General features: G+C 28.4%; 18 protein-coding genes and 1 riboswitch. Of the genes, 17 read left to right on the top strand and 1 reads right to left on the bottom strand.

The annotated features are described in order from the left end of the window. The first annotated feature begins 104 nt into the window (after positions 1-104). From O0R46_RS07045 to O0R46_RS07030, 4 genes are all read left to right on the top strand, one after another. Entirely contained in the window at positions 105-1352 is a 1248-nt protein-coding gene (locus O0R46_RS07045; protein WP_269311028.1) for an NAD(P)/FAD-dependent oxidoreductase, read from the top strand. A gap of 211 nt (positions 1353-1563) precedes the next feature. Further along, positions 1564-2109 (top strand): biotin transporter BioY, encoded by a 546-nt coding sequence (locus O0R46_RS07040; RefSeq protein WP_269311027.1) that lies wholly within the window; start codon positions 1564-1566, stop codon positions 2107-2109. A 173-nt stretch (positions 2110-2282) separates the two neighbouring features. Then, the gene (locus O0R46_RS07035; RefSeq protein WP_269311026.1) at positions 2283-2954 is read left to right on the top strand and encodes an alpha/beta fold hydrolase; all 672 of its coding nucleotides are present in this window, start codon (positions 2283-2285) and stop codon (positions 2952-2954) included. 214 nt (positions 2955-3168) lie between these two features. Next, complete coding sequence (locus O0R46_RS07030; protein ID WP_269311025.1) at positions 3169-3525, top strand: NifB/NifX family molybdenum-iron cluster-binding protein; 357 nt, start codon at positions 3169-3171, stop codon at positions 3523-3525. 132 nt (positions 3526-3657) lie between these two features. On the opposite strand, the gene O0R46_RS07025 is transcribed toward O0R46_RS07030, so the two are convergent. Next, positions 3658-4662, bottom strand: a complete 1005-nt coding sequence (locus tag O0R46_RS07025) for a cell wall-binding repeat-containing protein (RefSeq protein WP_269311023.1) — start codon at positions 4660-4662, stop codon at positions 3658-3660. A gap of 183 nt (positions 4663-4845) precedes the next feature. Here O0R46_RS07025 and O0R46_RS07020 point away from each other — a divergent pair, with 183 nt between their 5' ends. The 13 genes from O0R46_RS07020 to O0R46_RS06960 all read left to right on the top strand — a co-directional run bounded on the left by O0R46_RS07020 (position 4846) and on the right by O0R46_RS06960 (position 16884). Further along, complete coding sequence (locus O0R46_RS07020; protein WP_269311022.1) at positions 4846-6456, top strand: potassium/proton antiporter; 1611 nt, start codon at positions 4846-4848, stop codon at positions 6454-6456. A gap of 150 nt (positions 6457-6606) precedes the next feature. Beyond that, positions 6607-6975, top strand: a complete 369-nt coding sequence (locus O0R46_RS07015; RefSeq protein WP_331275574.1) for a DUF134 domain-containing protein — start codon at positions 6607-6609, stop codon at positions 6973-6975. A gap of 155 nt (positions 6976-7130) precedes the next feature. Beyond that, positions 7131-7228: riboswitch (purine riboswitch) on the top strand. A gap of 99 nt (positions 7229-7327) precedes the next feature. Further along, positions 7328-8659: a uracil-xanthine permease family protein gene (locus O0R46_RS07010; RefSeq protein WP_269311021.1), complete on the top strand. Its 1332-nt coding sequence runs from the start codon at positions 7328-7330 to the stop codon at positions 8657-8659. After that, a complete protein-coding gene (locus tag O0R46_RS07005; RefSeq protein ID WP_269311020.1) occupies positions 8659-9234 on the top strand; it encodes a xanthine phosphoribosyltransferase in 576 nt (191 codons plus the stop codon). Before O0R46_RS07010 ends, O0R46_RS07005 begins: the two co-directional genes overlap by 1 nt. 122 nt (positions 9235-9356) lie before the next feature. After that, a complete protein-coding gene (locus tag O0R46_RS07000) occupies positions 9357-9947 on the top strand; it encodes an anthranilate synthase component II (RefSeq protein ID WP_269311019.1) in 591 nt (196 codons plus the stop codon). Then, positions 9940-11343: an aminodeoxychorismate synthase component I gene (pabB, locus tag O0R46_RS06995; RefSeq protein WP_331275573.1), complete on the top strand. Its 1404-nt coding sequence runs from the start codon at positions 9940-9942 to the stop codon at positions 11341-11343. The genes O0R46_RS07000 and pabB overlap by 8 nt, the downstream gene beginning before the upstream one ends. Further along, positions 11336-12106, top strand: a complete 771-nt coding sequence (locus O0R46_RS06990; RefSeq protein WP_269311017.1) for an aminotransferase class IV — start codon at positions 11336-11338, stop codon at positions 12104-12106. The genes pabB and O0R46_RS06990 overlap by 8 nt, the downstream gene beginning before the upstream one ends. Before the next feature lie 120 nt (positions 12107-12226). Next, positions 12227-12781 (top strand): GTP cyclohydrolase I FolE, encoded by a 555-nt coding sequence (gene folE, locus O0R46_RS06985; RefSeq protein WP_269311016.1) that lies wholly within the window; start codon positions 12227-12229, stop codon positions 12779-12781. Between the two features lie 117 nt (positions 12782-12898). Beyond that, positions 12899-13420, top strand: a complete 522-nt coding sequence (locus O0R46_RS06980) for an HD domain-containing protein (RefSeq protein ID WP_269311015.1) — start codon at positions 12899-12901, stop codon at positions 13418-13420. Continuing rightward, positions 13417-14241, top strand: coding sequence for a dihydropteroate synthase (gene folP, locus O0R46_RS06975; protein ID WP_269311014.1), 825 nt, complete (start codon positions 13417-13419; stop codon positions 14239-14241). The genes O0R46_RS06980 and folP overlap by 4 nt, the downstream gene beginning before the upstream one ends. Then, entirely contained in the window at positions 14223-15044 is an 822-nt protein-coding gene (gene folK / locus O0R46_RS06970) for a 2-amino-4-hydroxy-6-hydroxymethyldihydropteridine diphosphokinase (RefSeq protein ID WP_269311013.1), read from the top strand. Before folP ends, folK begins: the two co-directional genes overlap by 19 nt. Positions 15045-15122: 78 nt before the next feature. Further along, positions 15123-16142, top strand: coding sequence for an ABC transporter substrate-binding protein (locus O0R46_RS06965; protein WP_269311012.1), 1020 nt, complete (start codon positions 15123-15125; stop codon positions 16140-16142). Continuing rightward, positions 16117-16884 carry an ABC transporter permease gene (locus tag O0R46_RS06960; RefSeq protein ID WP_269311011.1) on the top strand — a complete coding sequence of 256 codons (768 nt, stop codon included), beginning with the start codon at positions 16117-16119 and terminating at the stop codon, positions 16882-16884. The genes O0R46_RS06965 and O0R46_RS06960 overlap by 26 nt, the downstream gene beginning before the upstream one ends. Positions 16885-16897 lie beyond the last annotated feature (13 nt).

Here is a 16897-nt window from a genome sequence, read left to right as displayed (position 1 = left end):
TATAAAATAGTTAGAAAGTATTGTAATATTATATATAGATGATTTGTATAAGTAGAAAGTAGATTTTTTAGTTAAAATATATATATTATATTTGGAGGTTATACATGAAATTGCATACTGGTTCATTATATTGGCCACAAGTTACAAATGTTAAAAAAATAAAAAGTAAAAATATTATTGATGCAAATAAAAATGATGTTTTGATTGTGGGAGGAGGTATATCGGGAGCAATTTCGGCATATAGACTTTCAAAAGCAGGTTTCAAGGTTACATTAATTGAAAAAAATAAGATTGCTATGGGTTCTTCAGCAGCAAGCACTGGGCTAATACAATATATGAGCGATAAGGGTGTAGTATATTATATTGAGACTTTAGGTTATGAACAAGGTAAGAGGTTTTATGATTTGTCTATGAGGGCAATTCAAACTTTACTTGATTTAGATAATGAAATAGATAATTTAGATCAAGATACTTTTCTAGTAAAAGAAAGTTTAATATTGGCTACCGAAAAGAATAAACTAGAACCAGTAAAAAAAGAGAGTGAAAAGCAAGATGAATTAGGATATGGAGCAAAATTTTACGATAGAGAAATGCTTAAAAAACAGGGGATTGATGCCTATGGCGGGCTTTGTGCTTATCCAGATATAGCACTAAATCCATATGGTTTTGTATATAGATTAATAAGCACTGCAATTGAAAAATATGGACTTCATGTAATGGAAAATACAGAATTTATTGATATAAAAGACTATCAAAGTATAAATGAAAATCAAGATGACCTATACCAATTAGTTAGGATAAAAAATCAAGAAAAAATAATAAAATGCAAATTTAAAAAGATACTGTTTGCAACTGGATATAATCCACCAGAAATATTTAATGATAAGCTTAATAATTTGAATATTAATAAAACATATGTTGCTGTGTCAGAAAAAAATATTAATTTAGAGAAGTCAACCGATTATTTGTTATGGGAAGTAAAAGAACCATATACATATTTTAGACATACTTTTGAAGGATCTCTAATGACAGGTGGACTTGATGAAGAAGATAGTAATATAAAAAATGGTGATGAAAAGAAAAATACCAATAAATTAGTAAGATTAACCAAAGAAATGTTAATAGATAAAGATTTACAAGTAAACATTCAATATCAATACGCAGCTCTTTTTGGCGAAAGTAAAGATAATTTACCCTATATGGGAATAGATCCAGACAATAAAAATATAATGGTTATTTGTGGAGCAGGCGGAAATGGAACAGTTTATTCTACAATAGGATCTGATATTTGTCTTGACTGGGTAAAGGGAGAAAATATCGATGAATATAAAATGTTTTCTTTAGCTAGATAATAAAAAATATTATATAAATTTACTATACAACATACAGAAAAGCTTTTTAGAAGAACAAGAAGATACTATTGATGATTTTGATTATTTAAAAATAGATAAAGAATTAGTAGAAGAATACATAAAAAAACTGTAGTAAACTATAATAAAAAAGGTTGACAACGACTCCTTTACTATTTATACTAATTAGTATAAATAGTAAAGGAGTCGTTTTATGAAAAAAAATAAATTATCAGTAAGAGAAATTACATATATAGGTCTTTTTGCAGCAATAATATGTGTATTATCGCCAATAAGCATTCCTATGCCATATGGTGTGCCAATGACCTTACAAACATTTATTATACCACTAGCGGGAGTAATTTTAGGAGCTAAACAAGGCACTATTGCAAACATAATATATTTATTATTAGGTGCAATTGGTCTACCTGTATTTGCGGGTTTCTCGGGAGGTATGAGTGTTATATTGGGACCCACAGGAGGATTTTTGATTTCATTTCAAATAATGGCATTCCTAGCAGGCTTAGGAGTAAAAGGCAAAAAACACAGTAAATTAATTTTGTTTTTATTATTAGGAGCTGTAGTTAATTTCTTGGCAGGCATGATTGTATTTTCGATTGTTACTTCTAATTCAATTAGTGTTGCATTTACAGCTTGTGTATTGCCATTTATACCTACTACAATAATTAAAATATTACTTATAGATATTATAGGATTAAGAATTAAAACAACTATGCCTAAAATGGGTGTACAAGTATAACAATTAAGAAATAAAAGTCTAGAAGAATTTAAATAATTATTTAAATTCTTCTAGACTTTTTATATTAGTAAAAATTTATATTATAATACTATATACTGATAATTAAGTACTAGCAATAATTACTAATATATGCTAGCTTATAGTATATAAATCAGTAAAAAGGGGGTAAATAGATGAGAATAGATAATTTTTATAAGGTAAAAGGCGAGGGATTTCCTTTAGTATTGTTACATGGAAATGGAGAAAATCATAGATATTTTATACATCAAATTAGATATTTTTCTAAATACTATAAGGTTTACGCTATAGATACTAGAGGCCATGGAAAATCGCCTAGAGGTGATGAGCTGTTAAGTATAGATTTGTTTGCCGAAGATCTATATTACTTTTTTGAAAGAAATAATATAGAAAAAGCAAATATATTAGGATTTTCTGATGGCGGAAATATTGCTCTTAGTTTTGCTATAAAATATCCGTATATGGTTAACAAACTTGTATTAAATGGAGCAAATATGTTCGAAAAAGGAATAATATCTAAGGTTCAAAGAAAAATAAGGAAAGCATATATTGTTGAAAAATATACACATACAGAGGAGGGGTATAAAAGGGCAGAGATACTTAATTTAATGATTAATTCACCTAATATATCCATTGAATCAATAAATAAATTGAAAATTGAAACCCTTATAATTTTAGGTACAAGGGATTTAATAAAAAAAGATCATGTTATGTTGATGCATAGAAAGCTGAAAAATTCAGTGCTCGAATATGTTGAAGGTGATCACTTTGTAGCATATAAAAATTTTAAAATATTTAATGAAAAAGTTAGAAAGTTTTTAGTGTAAATATATTTATATTATTAGTTTATTTTAAATAATACAATAAGTATGTAAAAATTTTGTAAAAGGTGTTGAAATAAAAGTATGTAGTAGTATAATGATATAAAAGACATATGTTTTAAAAACATCAAAAAATTTTATTACTGCTTGTTTTAAAATATAAGATAGAAAAGTTTGTAATACGTTTGTTTTAACCTTTTGGTTAATTGGGGGGAATACAATGAATAAGGTTGCTGTTGCGAGTAGAAATGGTAAAGTTGCTCAAAAGTTAGATAAGTATAGCGAATTTACAATTTTTTATATTGATGACTGTATTCCAGTTAGCAACGAGAAAATTTGTAAAAAGAGTAATAATTATATGTTACTAACCGAGTATTTATTGGATATGGATATTAGCACATTGATAGTAGGCTCAATTAGAGAAGATATTAAATCTCACCTTGTAGCTAATGATATTGATGTGTTTGAATGCAAATTGGAGTCAATAAAAAAAGCTCTTGAAATTTATTTGGATTCTATTGATGGAAATAATTTAAATGTTCAGGAAAATTCAACACCCGATGTAATTTACCAATAAAGATTATAATGGGTTATTATAAAAATGAAATTTATATAGTTAAAGTAAAAGCGTAGCACTTAAGTGCTACGCTTCATTTGTATAATGCTTACTTGCATTAAAGTTTTTATAACATAAATATGTGTTTATTTTCTATTTAATAGCCTTTATCTGAGATACAAGATTATCAGATACTGAATTTGGACCACCTACAATAATGACATTTTTAATCTTGTGCTTTGAAATGTAATTTTTAACATATGTACTTAATACATCTTTTTGTGTTAATAAAATTGGAGCTTCATAAAGTCCAACTAAAGAAGAGGCACCTAATCCATCAGGATAATTTTCACCGCTAGTAAGTATTACGGTATCTGGATTAAGATTTAGTTCATTAGTATATTTTTCTGCAATTTTAACAGATGATTCATACCTGTCTGAACCCTTAGTAATTATCATTGAATTAGTCCCATCTCTAACTACCTTTATATCACCAATTGCTTCACCAAAATCTATATTTTTTTCGTATATAGTTGATGGGGCTAAGCTTAAAAATCCAATTCCCTGATCTGAAGTCATTATTCCGTAATATGGTGCACTGTAAAGAGAGTCATGGAAATTATATGCATTTACACAAGCAAATAGAGTCGGATCTGAAATTTTTTCAAAATCTGCTTCATCCATACCAGCAAGTGTAGCTCTTAGAGCATTTATTTCATCTCCAGTTTGAATTCTATCGTTACCATAAATTCTATCAATAGCTATTCCTGTTTGCTTTTTCAATGATGTTAATACAGTATCTGTTATAGTATTTGGGCCACCTAATAAAAATATGTGATCTGGTTGTAGTCTTTTTAATTCTGAAACCAATCCTGCAGGTACACTTGATTTGTATGTTAGAAGAACAGGAGCACTTTCTTGTGCAGCCAAACTTCCACCTATTAAGGCGTCAGGATATGTTTCACCGCTTGCAACTATAGCAAATGTTACTTTACTAGTATCGGCAAAATAAGTGTTACTTAGTTTTATTGCTGTTTCGTATCTTGAGTTACCAGATACTCTTTTTACGCTACTGACTTGTGCAAAGGCGTTTGCAGATGGGAGTGTTAATGGCAAAATACATGATATTATAAGTGCTTTTTTAAAAATTTTTTTCATAAAAATTCTCCTTTTAGATTATTCTCATATAAGAATAACATTTTTAAATTATTATAATAATAGATAATTTATTACAAAAATAATACAATTTGCAATTATTTGAATATAATATGGGAATATATATTAATATAGCAAAATTTGAGATTTTTTAATTGTTAAAATTTAGATATAGAAAGGATTTTTATGGAAATATACTTAATTATAGTAAGTTTAATAATATTATTTTCTATATTCATAGAAAAGATAAGTGCAAAATTTGGTATACCTGTATTATTTTTATTTCTTATGATGGGAGTTGTATCAGGCAATGCTTCAATATTACATCCTTTAATAGTAAATAAGAAAATTATAGAATATATATGTATAGTGGCATTGATTTTTATAATGTTTTATGGAGGATTTGGAACTAATTTACAAAAAGCAAAAAAAGTTATGAAAGATGCCTTCATACTTGCTTCCTTTGGTGTAATAGTAAACATATTTTTGTTAACAATTTTTTTACACTATGTTTTTAAGTTGGGAATTGGTGAAGCAGCATTATTAGCAAGCATTCTTGGGTCTACAGATGCGGCTTCTTTGTTCAATATATTGAGATATAATAATTTATCATTAAAGTATAATCTAGACTCATTATTGGAGATTGAATCTGGAAGTAATGATCCTTTTGCTTATATATGTACATTGATGGCAATATTATTTTTACAGGGAAATTTTGGTATTTCAAACGGAGTAATCTTTCTAATAAAAGAGATAATAATAGGTATTTTAGTGGCTATGATTATAGCTAAATTAATGTCTATTTATATTAACAAGCAAACGAAATATAATGAAAATTTGAACCAAATTGTATTTATTGCAATAGCACTTCTTTCTTATAATTGTGCCAATGTATTAGGTGGTAATGGATTTTTATCTGTTTATATAGTAGGGATGATATTAGGAAGAGAAAATTTTGACGGAAAACAAGAAATGGTACATTTTTTTGATGGTTTAACATCTTTATTTCAATTAGTATTGTTTTTCTTATTGGGATTATTAGTAAAACCAAGTAATTTATTAGAATTATTTCCAGTTAGCTTGTCTATAGTATTATTTATAATACTGGTATCAAGACCTATATCTATATTGCCATTTTTCTATAAATATAAGGATAAAGGATGGCTGATTGTAACATCAATGGCTGGGATAAGAGGTGCAGCGTCTATAGTTTTTGCAATTAGTGCAATTAATAGCGGTATAGAATTGAATACTGATATTTATAATATAGTCGCTTTGGTAGTGTTAATATCACTGGTACTACAAGGAGGATTTTTACCTATAGTAGTCAAAAAGGCGAGTATGCTTAATGAAAAAGGAAATATACTATCAACGTTCAATGATTATGTATCTGACAAAAACATTGGTTTTATAATTAGCAAGGTTGGAAAAGAAAGTCCATGGCTTAATAGAAAGATAAAAGAATTTACTTTTCCAAAAGATATAAGAATAATATTAGTAAATAGAAACAACAAACCAATACTTCCAGATGGAGAACTGGTTTTAAAAGAAGGAGATAGAATAGTTCTTAGTGCAATAGAATATTCTAGTGACAATTCAAGTATAGATGTAAGAAAAATAGTTATAGATGAAGATCATGAATGGTTTGGAAAAAAGATAACAGATATAAACATACTTGATGATAGGAAAATAATAATGATAGAAAGAAATAGTCAGATTATATTGCCAAATGGGGATGTATGCTTTGAAAATCAAGATGAAGTATTTATTAGTAAATTAAAGCAAAAAAATTATTAAAGGGATAAAATGTGTCAAAATATAATTTATTTCATTAAAATTTATAAAAAAAAAAGTGCATTTTTGAGCTTTTGATAGGTAATATACTTGAAAATAACTTAAAGTGTGGTATAATACTATAAGAAAATTACTAAAAAAATGGAGGGAAAAATGCCGAGGCCTATAAAATGGAGAAATGTTTGCTCTCTTCCCAAAATAAGCACATTCGGACCAATCGATCTAAGGATAGGCGATAATAACACTGTAAACTTAACAATAGACGAGTATGAATCAATTAGATTAATTGACTTTGAAGGGTTTAATCAAGAGCGATGCGCTAAACAAATGAAAGTAGCTAGAACAACTGTACAAGGTATATATAATAATGCAAGAAAGAAAATAGCTAAAGCAATCATAGAAGGCAAATTACTTTTTATTGATGGCGGAGAATATAGAATTTGCGACGGAATTCATGAAAGCTGCGATTTGTATTGTGAGAAAAGAGAAGACAAATTATTAATAGAAGAGGAATCAATTTAATTGATTCCTTTTTTATATAAGCTAGTCATCTGTTAATAAGAGTTGAAAAAATATATATATTTTCATAAAAATACGTACGTTTTTATAAAAATATATACATTTTATATGTGATGGTATAGACAAACAATTATATTTAGTATAGAATAGAACTACACTTACTAAATAATAAATTTACTCATTTATGCTCTGGATATGGCAGGGCGTTTCTACCTATAACCGTAAAAAATAGACAATGAGTTAGATCGCGTTTATATATATTTATAAGACTTTCTGACTACTATAGTTTGAGGTCTTTTTTTATTTTGAGAGTTATTATTATAGTAAAAAATTAAATAGTTTTTTAGGAGGAAAGATGAACGAAGAAATTCAATTAACAACAGAAGATTCATTCGATGAATTACAGTATAAGATTGATGATAAGCCACCTTTTGCTATCACATTAATATTGGCTTTTCAGCATATTTTAGCTGCATTTGCAGGTATAATTGCTGTACCACTTGTTGTGTGTGCAGCACTTAAATTAAATGTTGAACAGACATCAATCATGGTAGGGGCTACAATTTTGGCTTCAGGTTTGACTACAATTCTTCAATCAAAGGGTGTAGGTCCAGTAGGTTCACGAGTATCAGGAATGATGGGAACAGATTTTACATTTGTTAATCCTTCAATTAGTGTCGGAGCAAAGTTTGGAATTGCAGGTATAGTTGCTGCTACAATCACAGGCTCACTTGTTGAAATTATTTTAAGTAGATTTATAAAGCCACTAATGAAGTTTTTCCCACCTCTAATTACAGGTACAGTTGTATCATTAATAGGTATCACTTTGCTTCCTGTAAGTATTGATTGGGCAGCTGGAGGATTTGGTTCTCCTGGATATGGTTCACTTAAAAATCTAAGTGTTGCATTTGTAATAATGTTATTTACTCTATTCTTAAACCACTATGGCAAAGGAATCATGAGTACTGCAGCCGTATTTATAGGTATGGTATTTGGATATATAGTATGTATACCTTTAGGTATGGTAGATTTAACATCAGTGGCCAATGCTGACTGGATTGCAATACCAAATATATTACGTTATGGATTTAAGTTTGACTTAGCATCTACACTGTCATTTGTGCCAGCTTATGTAGTTTCTACAATTGGTACAGTAGGTATAATGAAAGCTATTGGTGAAACTTCAAAAATAGAACTTTCAAGTGATAGAGTAGCGTCAGGAGTTTTATGTGATGGTGTGGGATCAATGATATCAGGTTTATTTGGCGCAGGCCCTAATACTTCATTTTCTCAGAATGTTGGACTAATTACTCTTACAAAAGTTGCTAGTAGACATGTTATGATAGTTGCTGGTATAATACTTACTATCTTAGGATTTTTCCCTAAGTTGAGTGCATTAATAGCTGTAATGCCTTCACCAGTATTGGGTGGTGTAGGTGTAATTATGTTTGGTTTAGTTGCAGCTCAAGGTATCAAAACATTATCAAGCGTTAAACTTGGAGATAGAGAACTACTGATAATTTCAGTTTCTTTTGCTCTAGGTATAGGAGTAACAGTCAAGCCAGATATATTAAATGGACTTCCAGAAGCACTTAAGATGATTTTATCATCAGGTATTTCTACTGGTACTCTTGCAGCTTTAATATTAAATATAGTACTAGTTGACAAAAGAAAGGGAGTTAAATAATGGAATTATTAGAAAATAAGATATTAAGTGAAGGCAGAGTCCTTTCAGGAAACATATTAAAAGTAGATAAGTTTTTAAATCACCAAATTGATCCAAACCTATTTATGGAAATGGGTAAAGATTTTTACGAACATTTTAAAGGTATGGGTATTAATAAGATATTAACTCTTGAAGTATCAGGTATAGCAGTTGCTTTTGCTGCTGCAACATATTTAAATGTTCCAGTTCTTTTTGCTAAAAAATCTGATTCACTTACTTTGTCAGATGATGTTTTTTCTAGCAAGGTAATATCATATACAAAGCATAAAGAATATGATATAAGAGTAGATAAGGCATTTTTGAGTAGTGAAGATAATGTCCTAATTATAGATGACTTCCTAGCAAAGGGACAAGCTCTAAACGGTCTAATGGAACTATGTAAGCAAGCTGACGCTGAAGTAATTGGTGTTGGTATAGCTATAGAAAAAGCATTCCAAGAAGGTGGAAAGCATTATAGATCATTGGGTTATGATGTATATAGCCAAGCTGTAATAGAAAAATTTGAAGATGGAAAAGTTGTTTTCAAAAAAGACTAATAAATATGAAAAAGTGTCGCATTAGTGGCACTTTTTTTGTACAATAATAATAGAAAAATTAAAAGGCAAAGTTACGGACCTTTTTAGGATAACGACTTTGATTGTATGAAAGAGGTGTAGAAATGTATTTTATTTTAGATAACTACGACTCCTTTGTGTATAATATTTATGCATATTTTCAAGAAATCGGAGTGGAAGTTCAAATAAAAAGAATTGATGAGGTTGATTTACAATATATTATTGATTTAAATCCAAAGGGAATAATAATATCACCAGGTCCAGGTCATCCAAAAGATGCAACTTTATCCTTGAAAGCAATTGATTATTTTAAAGAAATTAAGCCTATACTCGGTGTGTGTTTAGGGCATCAGGCCATAGGATATTATTTTGGAGCAAAAATTGAAAAAGGTAAGAAGCCAATTCATGGAAAGATATATAAGATAAATCACAGTGAAGAGAATATTTTTAAAGATATAAAAAATAATATAAATGTTACACGTTATCATTCTTTAATTGTAAATAAAGATAGCGTTAAAAATAATTTTAATATTAATGCAATATCCAGTGATGATGTACTTATGGCTATGTCACATAAACAGTATCCTATATATAGTGTACAGTTTCATCCAGAAGCAGCATTGACAGAATATGGTCATAAAATGTTGAAAAACTTTGTGAATATATGCGAAAGGTGGTATGCAAAAAATGACTAAAATAATTGAACTAGATCAATATCCACCTATTGAAAACATATATACTTATTTTAATAAAGACGAAAATTCTGTTTTTTTAGATTCTTCACTGAAAAATGAATTAGGACGATATTCTATTATTGGACTTAATCCATATTTAAAATTAGTTCAAAAGTATGATGGATTTTATGTAAATGATGAATTAAAAAAAAATACATTAATAGATTTTTTAAGTCAGTATTTAAAGGATAATAAAGAAGATAATAAGACAGATATTCCATTAATTTCAGGTGCTATAGCTTATTTTTCTTATGACTATGGTATGGATATCATGGGTATTAAATCTAGGCATAAAGATCAATTGGAAATAGATAAAGCCAGAGTTTATTTTTATGATAATTTTTTAATAGAAGATTTATACAAGAAAAAATTATACATAATATCCAATGGTAAATTAGAGGAAAAAGAAAAATCTTCCAATAAATTGCTACAGATAATTGAAATAGCTAATAGCAAAAAAAATGAGGCTAAAAATAAAGATAAATCCGAAATTATCAAAGAACAAAACGAAAATTATTCTTTAAGTTCCAATTTTTGCAAAAAAGATTATAAGGAAGCTATTGATAAAATGATTCACTATATAATTGAGGGAGATATTTATATAGTGAATATGACTAGACAAATATGTATAGAGTGTGGTATAGATCCATATGAGTTTTTTACAATATTAAGAAAGAACAATCCATCTCCATTTGGGGCTTATATGAATTATGATGGGTTTAAAATTATTTCAGCTTCACCTGAAAGATTTTTATTAAATAAGAATGGAAACCTACTTACTAGACCTATTAAAGGCACTAGAAAAAGGGGTGAAGATCCTTATGAAGATCAACTTTTAAAAGAAGAATTAAAAAATTCTGACAAGGATAAAAGTGAGTTATTAATGATAGTTGATTTAGAGAGAAATGATCTAAATAAAATTTGTACTCCTGGTTCTGTTATAGTAGAAGATTTATTTGATGTAGAGACATATGCTACAGTATTTCATCTAGTAGCTCAAATAAAAGGAAAATTAAAAGATGAATATAATTTTGCAGATATTTTAAAGGCAAGTTTTCCAGGAGGCTCTATTACAGGATCACCTAAATATAGAGCTATGGAATTGAGTGATCAAGTAGAAGCATCAAGAAGAAATATTTATACCGGTTCAATTGGATATATATCCTTAAATGGAGATTGTGATTTAAATATTGTGATTAGGACAGCCCTATATAAAGATAGAAAATATCATATAGGTGTAGGTGGTGGAATAACTTGTGAGTCAAATTTGGAGTTTGAGTACGAAGAGACTGAACAAAAGGCCAAAGCTCTGTTAAATGCTTTAAATTGTGTAAAAAGAGGTGGACAATGTGGATAAATTTATAAAATTAGACGAAGGATATAAGTTTGGCATTGGTCTATTTGAAACTATTCACGTAAAAAATAGAAAAGCAATTTTTTTGGATAAGCATTTAGAAAGATTAAATAGTTCATTGGAATTTTTTTCAATAAATAAGAAGATAAGTAAAGAAGAGGTGCTAAATTATTTAAATGAAAATATTTTTAATAGAAATATAGAAAGTGAAACTAAAAAAAATGAAGTTATCAATATGATAAATTTTGTATTGAAAATTATGGTATCTTCAGAAAATACTGTTTTTGAGTTAAGAAATTATACTTATAACCAAAAAGATTACGATAAAGGATTTGTTTTGGGTATTAGTAAAATATTAAGATCAAATACCTCTCCATTTGTTTATCATAAAACTTTGAATTATGGAGAATGTATATACGAAAAGAGAAAAGCTCTAGAAGATAATAAAAATGATTTTATATTTTTAAATAGCGATAATGAAATTTGTGAATGTACCTCTTCAAATATATTTTTTGTAAAAGACAACAAAATTTTCACTCCAAAAATCGAATGTGGTCTATTAAATGGAACGGTTAGAGACTTTGTAATTGAAAATTTTGAAGTAAGTCAGGTAATAATTGCTGTTGAACAATTAGAGAATTTTGATGAATGTTTTTTAACAAATTCGCTAATGGGGGTAATGCCTGTAAAAAGCGTAGGTAAGATTATATTCAAAAAACATAATACAGCTAACATTGTAAGAGATAAATACAAGGCTTCTTTGTAATATAATAAGCTTACTTATGCTATAATAATATTATGTATATTCAAAGAATATAATGAGAATAAAAAATTTTATAAGTTATATTGAAAATAGAGCAAATAATATAGTTAAGTAGGTGGGTTAATGGTTGATATAGAAAAGACTCAAGAAGCTGTGAGAATGCTTATTGAAGCGATAGGTGAAGATCCCAATAGAGAGGGATTGGTGGAAACTCCGAAGAGAGTTGCAAAAATGTATGAAGAAATTCTAGCTGGATTTGAGGAAAAGCCATCAGATCATTTAAGCAGAGTGTTTAATTCAGAGGATACGGATTTTGTATTGGAAAAAGATATACAATTTTATTCTATGTGTGAACACCATATGATGCCATTTTTTGGAAAGGTACACATTGCCTATATACCAGATGGTAAGGTGGTAGGTATTAGCAAGCTGGGAAGGTTAGTGGATGTATATGCTAAAAGATTACAGATACAAGAGCAGATGACAGTTCAAATTGCTAATGCAATTGTAGAAGAATTAAATCCAAAGGGTGTAATGGTAATAATTGAAGCAGAACACACATGTATGTCTATGAGGGGTATAAAAAAGGTTGGAGCAAAGACTGTGACACATGCTAGTAGAGGTGTATTTAGGACAGACAATAATCTACAGGCTACAATCAGAGAATTGATTAAATAACTACTTATCGGCAAAGCTATATGGCTTTGTCGATTTAATAGGTAAAAATTTTTAAAATTTATATTTACAAATAGATGTTTGATAAATTTTATTAATTAAGTTTATAAAAGGGATAATATGGAAGATTTTGATATTAAAATACTAGAAGATAAATATAATGAGAAAAGTAAAAGGATAAATGCAATACTTTCAAATCCAGATTTTAAATATTATATAAAAGAAATAGATAGATTAGAAGAGAATAGAATTTTTTGTTTACATAACTTAGAGCATTTATTTAATGTTGCTAGAAGTATGCAATTAATTAATATAGAAGAAAATTTAGGATTGGATAGAAATCATATATATGCTTGTGCATTACTGCACGATTTAGGTAGAGTAGAAGAATATAATGGTGGAAAAAAACATGCTATAGCAAGCTCTGAAATATCTGAAAAAATACTAAAACAAGTAGGATTTTCTAGTGATGAAATAGAAAATATTAAAAATGCTATTATAGGCCATAATAATGTAGAAGTAAATCTTTTGGGAAAATTGCTGAAATTTGCCGATAAAAAGAGTAGAAATTGCTACCTATGTCCTGCAAGTAGCAAGTGTAAATGGTCAGAAGAAAAAAAGAATAAGGGGGTTTTACTATGATAATTGGAAATAAAAATTTTGATACTAAAAACAATGTATATATAATGGGGATATTGAATGTAACGCCTGACTCATTCTCTGATGGTGGAAAGTATAATAGTTTAGATTCTGCTTTATTTCAAGCGGAGTCAATGATAAATAATGGTGCATCCATTATAGATATAGGAGGTGAATCTACAAGACCAGGTTATACTAAAATATCTGATGATGAAGAAGTTGAGAGGGTTCTACCAGTAATAGAAAAAATAAGGGCTAATTTTGACACTACAATCTCATTAGATACTTACAAAAGTGGTGTGATAAAGCAAGTAGGTTCAAAAATTGATTTAGTAAATGATATATGGGGCTTGAAATATGATGGGACTATGGCTGATCAAATTGCAAAATTTGATTTGGCTTGCTGTTTGATGCACAATAGAAAAGAAGCGGATTATAGTGACTTTTGGTCAGATTATATGAATGATATGAGAGAGTGCATCCAAATGGCAAAAGATGCTGGTATAGACAAAAATAAAATAATGCTAGATGGCGGGGTAGGTTTTCAAAAAACATATGAACAAAATCTAATGGTAATAAATAGAACAGAAGAATTATGTTCTTTTGGTTATCCTGTTTTGATAGCTACTTCAAAGAAATCTGTAATCGGTGCGGTAACAGACAGGACTGTAGATCAAAGAACAGCGGGAACTATAGCTACTAGTGTAATTGGAATTTTAAAGGGTGGATCTTTTCTAAGGGTACATGATGTAGCAGAAAATCTTGATGCAATAAAGATTTGTAAGTCAGTATTGGAGGAAAAAAAATGGATACAATCAAAGTAAGCGGTATAGAATTTTTTGCTTATCATGGTGTATTTGAAAGTGAAAAACAGATAGGCCAATTATTTTATATAGATTGTCAATATGACTTAAGAGAAATTGTAGATAAGGATAATATAGAAAATACAGTTAGTTATGCTGATGTTACAAATGAGATAGTAGAGTATTGTACAAATAATCAGTTTGATTTATTGGAAAGTCTAGTGAATAACTTGACTTTACATTTATTAACTACATTTGCAATGATTAAATCCATTGAAATAACTGTTCATAAACCAAATGCACCAATATCGACACCTTTTTCTGATGTAAGTGTTACTAGAAAAAGAATGAGAAATATTGCGTATTTGGGTCTAGGATCAAATTTAGGCGATAAAAAAGCATATTTAGATTTTGCTTGTCAAAACCTGATGGAATCATCATATATTAATGAGATAGCTATTTCAAAGTATATTGAAACAAAACCGTATGGTGTTCTTGATCAGCCTAATTTCATGAATGCTGCTGCAAAAATAGAAACCATATATGATCCTTATGAACTATTATACTTTTGTAAAAGTGTAGAAGAGGCATCTGGAAGAGAAAGAAAAAGACACTGGGGGGAAAGAACCTTGGATATAGATATACTATTGTTTAATAATCAAGTAATCTTTGATGAAAAATTAAAGATTCCCCATCCAGAAATGCATATTAGAGATTTCGTACTTGAGCCTTTAAAGGATATAGAGCCATATTTAATACATCCAATCAAGGGTGAAAATGTATCTGAATTACTTTATAAATTAAAGGCAAACTCTAATAAGTAAAAAACAATAAACTTTAATTATTAAAATATATGGGCTATAATTTAATTTATATACAAATATTTTATGAAGGAGAAAAAAATGAATAGATTTAAGAAATTTTTATCATTACTAATAACTTTTGCAATTGTAATAACAACTTTGAGTGCTTGCTCTAAAGAAGACAAAAATAATGTACAAAAGTCCGATTCGAAAAATATTAAGGCTGATCAACTTGTAAAAGTACAAGCATTAAAAGGACCTACAGGAATGGGTATAGTAAAGCTTATAGATGATCAGAAAAATAAAAAGGATAAAAAATATGATATAAAGATTTCAAATTCTATTGATGAGATCAGTCCATTGATAATAAAGGGCAAAGTAGATATGGCAGCTATACCTTCTAATCTAGCGTCTGTATTGTATAATAAGACAAAGGGTAAGGTTCAGGTAATGGCTATAAATACTTTAGGTGTTTTATATATGGTAGATCAAAGTGGGAATATTAAATCAATACCAGATCTTAGAGGTAAGACAATATATCTAAGTGGAAAGGGTGCAACTCCTGAAATAGTGTTAAATAGTGTATTAAAATCATATAATATAGATCCTCAAATAGATGTAAATATAGAATATAAGCAAGAACATACAGAGTGTCTGGCAGCATTAGAAAAGAATAAAAATGCTGTAGCGATGTTACCAGAGCCTTTTGTAAGTGCGGCAAGACTAAAGAATAAAGATATAAATGTATTTGCAGATATGACAAAGGAATGGTATGTTGCCAATCCTGATACAAAGAATTCTATGATTACTGGAGTAATGGTTGTAAGAACAGATTTTGCTGAAAAACATCCAGATCAAGTGAAATTATTTATGGAGGAATATAAAAAATCTATGGAATATACAAATACTGATATAGAAAAATCGGCTAAGCTAATAGGACAAAATAAAATAGTACCAGAGGCTGTAGCAAAGTTGGCTATACCAAAATCTAATATTAAATATATAGATGGTAAAGAAATGAAAGATTCTATGAAAGCTTATTTGGAAATATTAAACAAAGAAAATAAGGATATGATAGGGGGTAAAATGCCAGGTGAAGATTTCTATTACACAAAATGATAGCAAAAAATATTTTATATGGGCTATTCTATTTTGGATAGTAATCTGGCATATTGCTAGCGTATTGGTAAATGAGGAGATGCTTTTGGCATCTCCTATTTCTACTTTGACTAGATTGATAGAATTAATTAAAGAAGTATGTTATTGGCGATCTTTACTTAATTCATTTATAAAAATATCAGGAGGATTTTTACTAGCGCTAATGTTTTCTAGTTTAATTTCATTTATTTCACACAAAAGTAAGGTGTTTTCAATTTTACTTGAGCCTATTGTAGTTATGGCCCATACTGTACCTGTAGTATCATTTATAATACTTTTGTTAATATGGTTATCTAGTCAATATTTATCATTATTTATAAGTTTTTTAATGGTTTTTCCAATTATTTATAAAAATTTATGCTCAGGTATTAATTCAATATCAAAAGATATGATAGATTTGTCTAAGGTTTATAATATATCAATTTATAATAAGATACGATATATTTATTTAAGCCATTTAATACCTTACATAGAGGCGGGATGTAATACATCACTGGGACTATGTTGGAAAGCGGGCATAGCAGCAGAATTAATAGCAAATCCTCAAGTTTCTATTGGAGAAAACTTGTATAATGCAAAAATATACTTTAATACAGCAGATTTATTTGCGTGGACTATTACCATAGTTTTAATAAGTATAGCATTCAGAAAGTTTTTCATGTGTATACTAAATAATATTTTCATATTTTTATTGAATAATTAGTTGTAAGGTAAGT

It is taken from the genome of Peptostreptococcus equinus, assembly GCF_027125355.1.
GTDB classification, from domain to species: domain Bacteria; phylum Bacillota; class Clostridia; order Peptostreptococcales; family Peptostreptococcaceae; genus Peptostreptococcus; species Peptostreptococcus equinus.
Note: the sequence above shows the minus strand (reverse complement) of the source record. Positions and strands in the feature narration are given on the sequence as shown.

What these genes read in the sequence shown, in the direction of transcription:
- O0R46_RS07040 (WP_269311027.1), top strand. Translation starts at nt 1,564, where the DNA reads ATGAAAAAAAATAAATTATCAGTAAGAGAAATTACATATATAGGTCTT.
- O0R46_RS07045 (WP_269311028.1), top strand. Translation starts at nt 105, where the DNA reads ATGAAATTGCATACTGGTTCATTATATTGGCCACAAGTTACAAATGTT.
- O0R46_RS07000 (WP_269311019.1), top strand. Translation starts at nt 9,357, where the DNA reads ATGTATTTTATTTTAGATAACTACGACTCCTTTGTGTATAATATTTAT.
- folE (WP_269311016.1), top strand. Translation starts at nt 12,227, where the DNA reads ATGGTTGATATAGAAAAGACTCAAGAAGCTGTGAGAATGCTTATTGAA.
- O0R46_RS07015 (WP_331275574.1), top strand. Translation starts at nt 6,607, where the DNA reads ATGCCGAGGCCTATAAAATGGAGAAATGTTTGCTCTCTTCCCAAAATA.
- O0R46_RS07025 (WP_269311023.1), bottom strand. Translation starts at nt 4,662, where the DNA reads ATGAAAAAAATTTTTAAAAAAGCACTTATAATATCATGTATTTTGCCA.
- O0R46_RS07005 (WP_269311020.1), top strand. Translation starts at nt 8,659, where the DNA reads ATGGAATTATTAGAAAATAAGATATTAAGTGAAGGCAGAGTCCTTTCA.
- O0R46_RS06980 (WP_269311015.1), top strand. Translation starts at nt 12,899, where the DNA reads ATGGAAGATTTTGATATTAAAATACTAGAAGATAAATATAATGAGAAA.
- O0R46_RS07030 (WP_269311025.1), top strand. Translation starts at nt 3,169, where the DNA reads ATGAATAAGGTTGCTGTTGCGAGTAGAAATGGTAAAGTTGCTCAAAAG.
- pabB (WP_331275573.1), top strand. Translation starts at nt 9,940, where the DNA reads ATGACTAAAATAATTGAACTAGATCAATATCCACCTATTGAAAACATA.
- O0R46_RS07010 (WP_269311021.1), top strand. Translation starts at nt 7,328, where the DNA reads ATGAACGAAGAAATTCAATTAACAACAGAAGATTCATTCGATGAATTA.
- O0R46_RS06965 (WP_269311012.1), top strand. Translation starts at nt 15,123, where the DNA reads ATGAATAGATTTAAGAAATTTTTATCATTACTAATAACTTTTGCAATT.
- O0R46_RS07020 (WP_269311022.1), top strand. Translation starts at nt 4,846, where the DNA reads ATGGAAATATACTTAATTATAGTAAGTTTAATAATATTATTTTCTATA.
- folP (WP_269311014.1), top strand. Translation starts at nt 13,417, where the DNA reads ATGATAATTGGAAATAAAAATTTTGATACTAAAAACAATGTATATATA.
- O0R46_RS07035 (WP_269311026.1), top strand. Translation starts at nt 2,283, where the DNA reads ATGAGAATAGATAATTTTTATAAGGTAAAAGGCGAGGGATTTCCTTTA.
- folK (WP_269311013.1), top strand. Translation starts at nt 14,223, where the DNA reads ATGGATACAATCAAAGTAAGCGGTATAGAATTTTTTGCTTATCATGGT.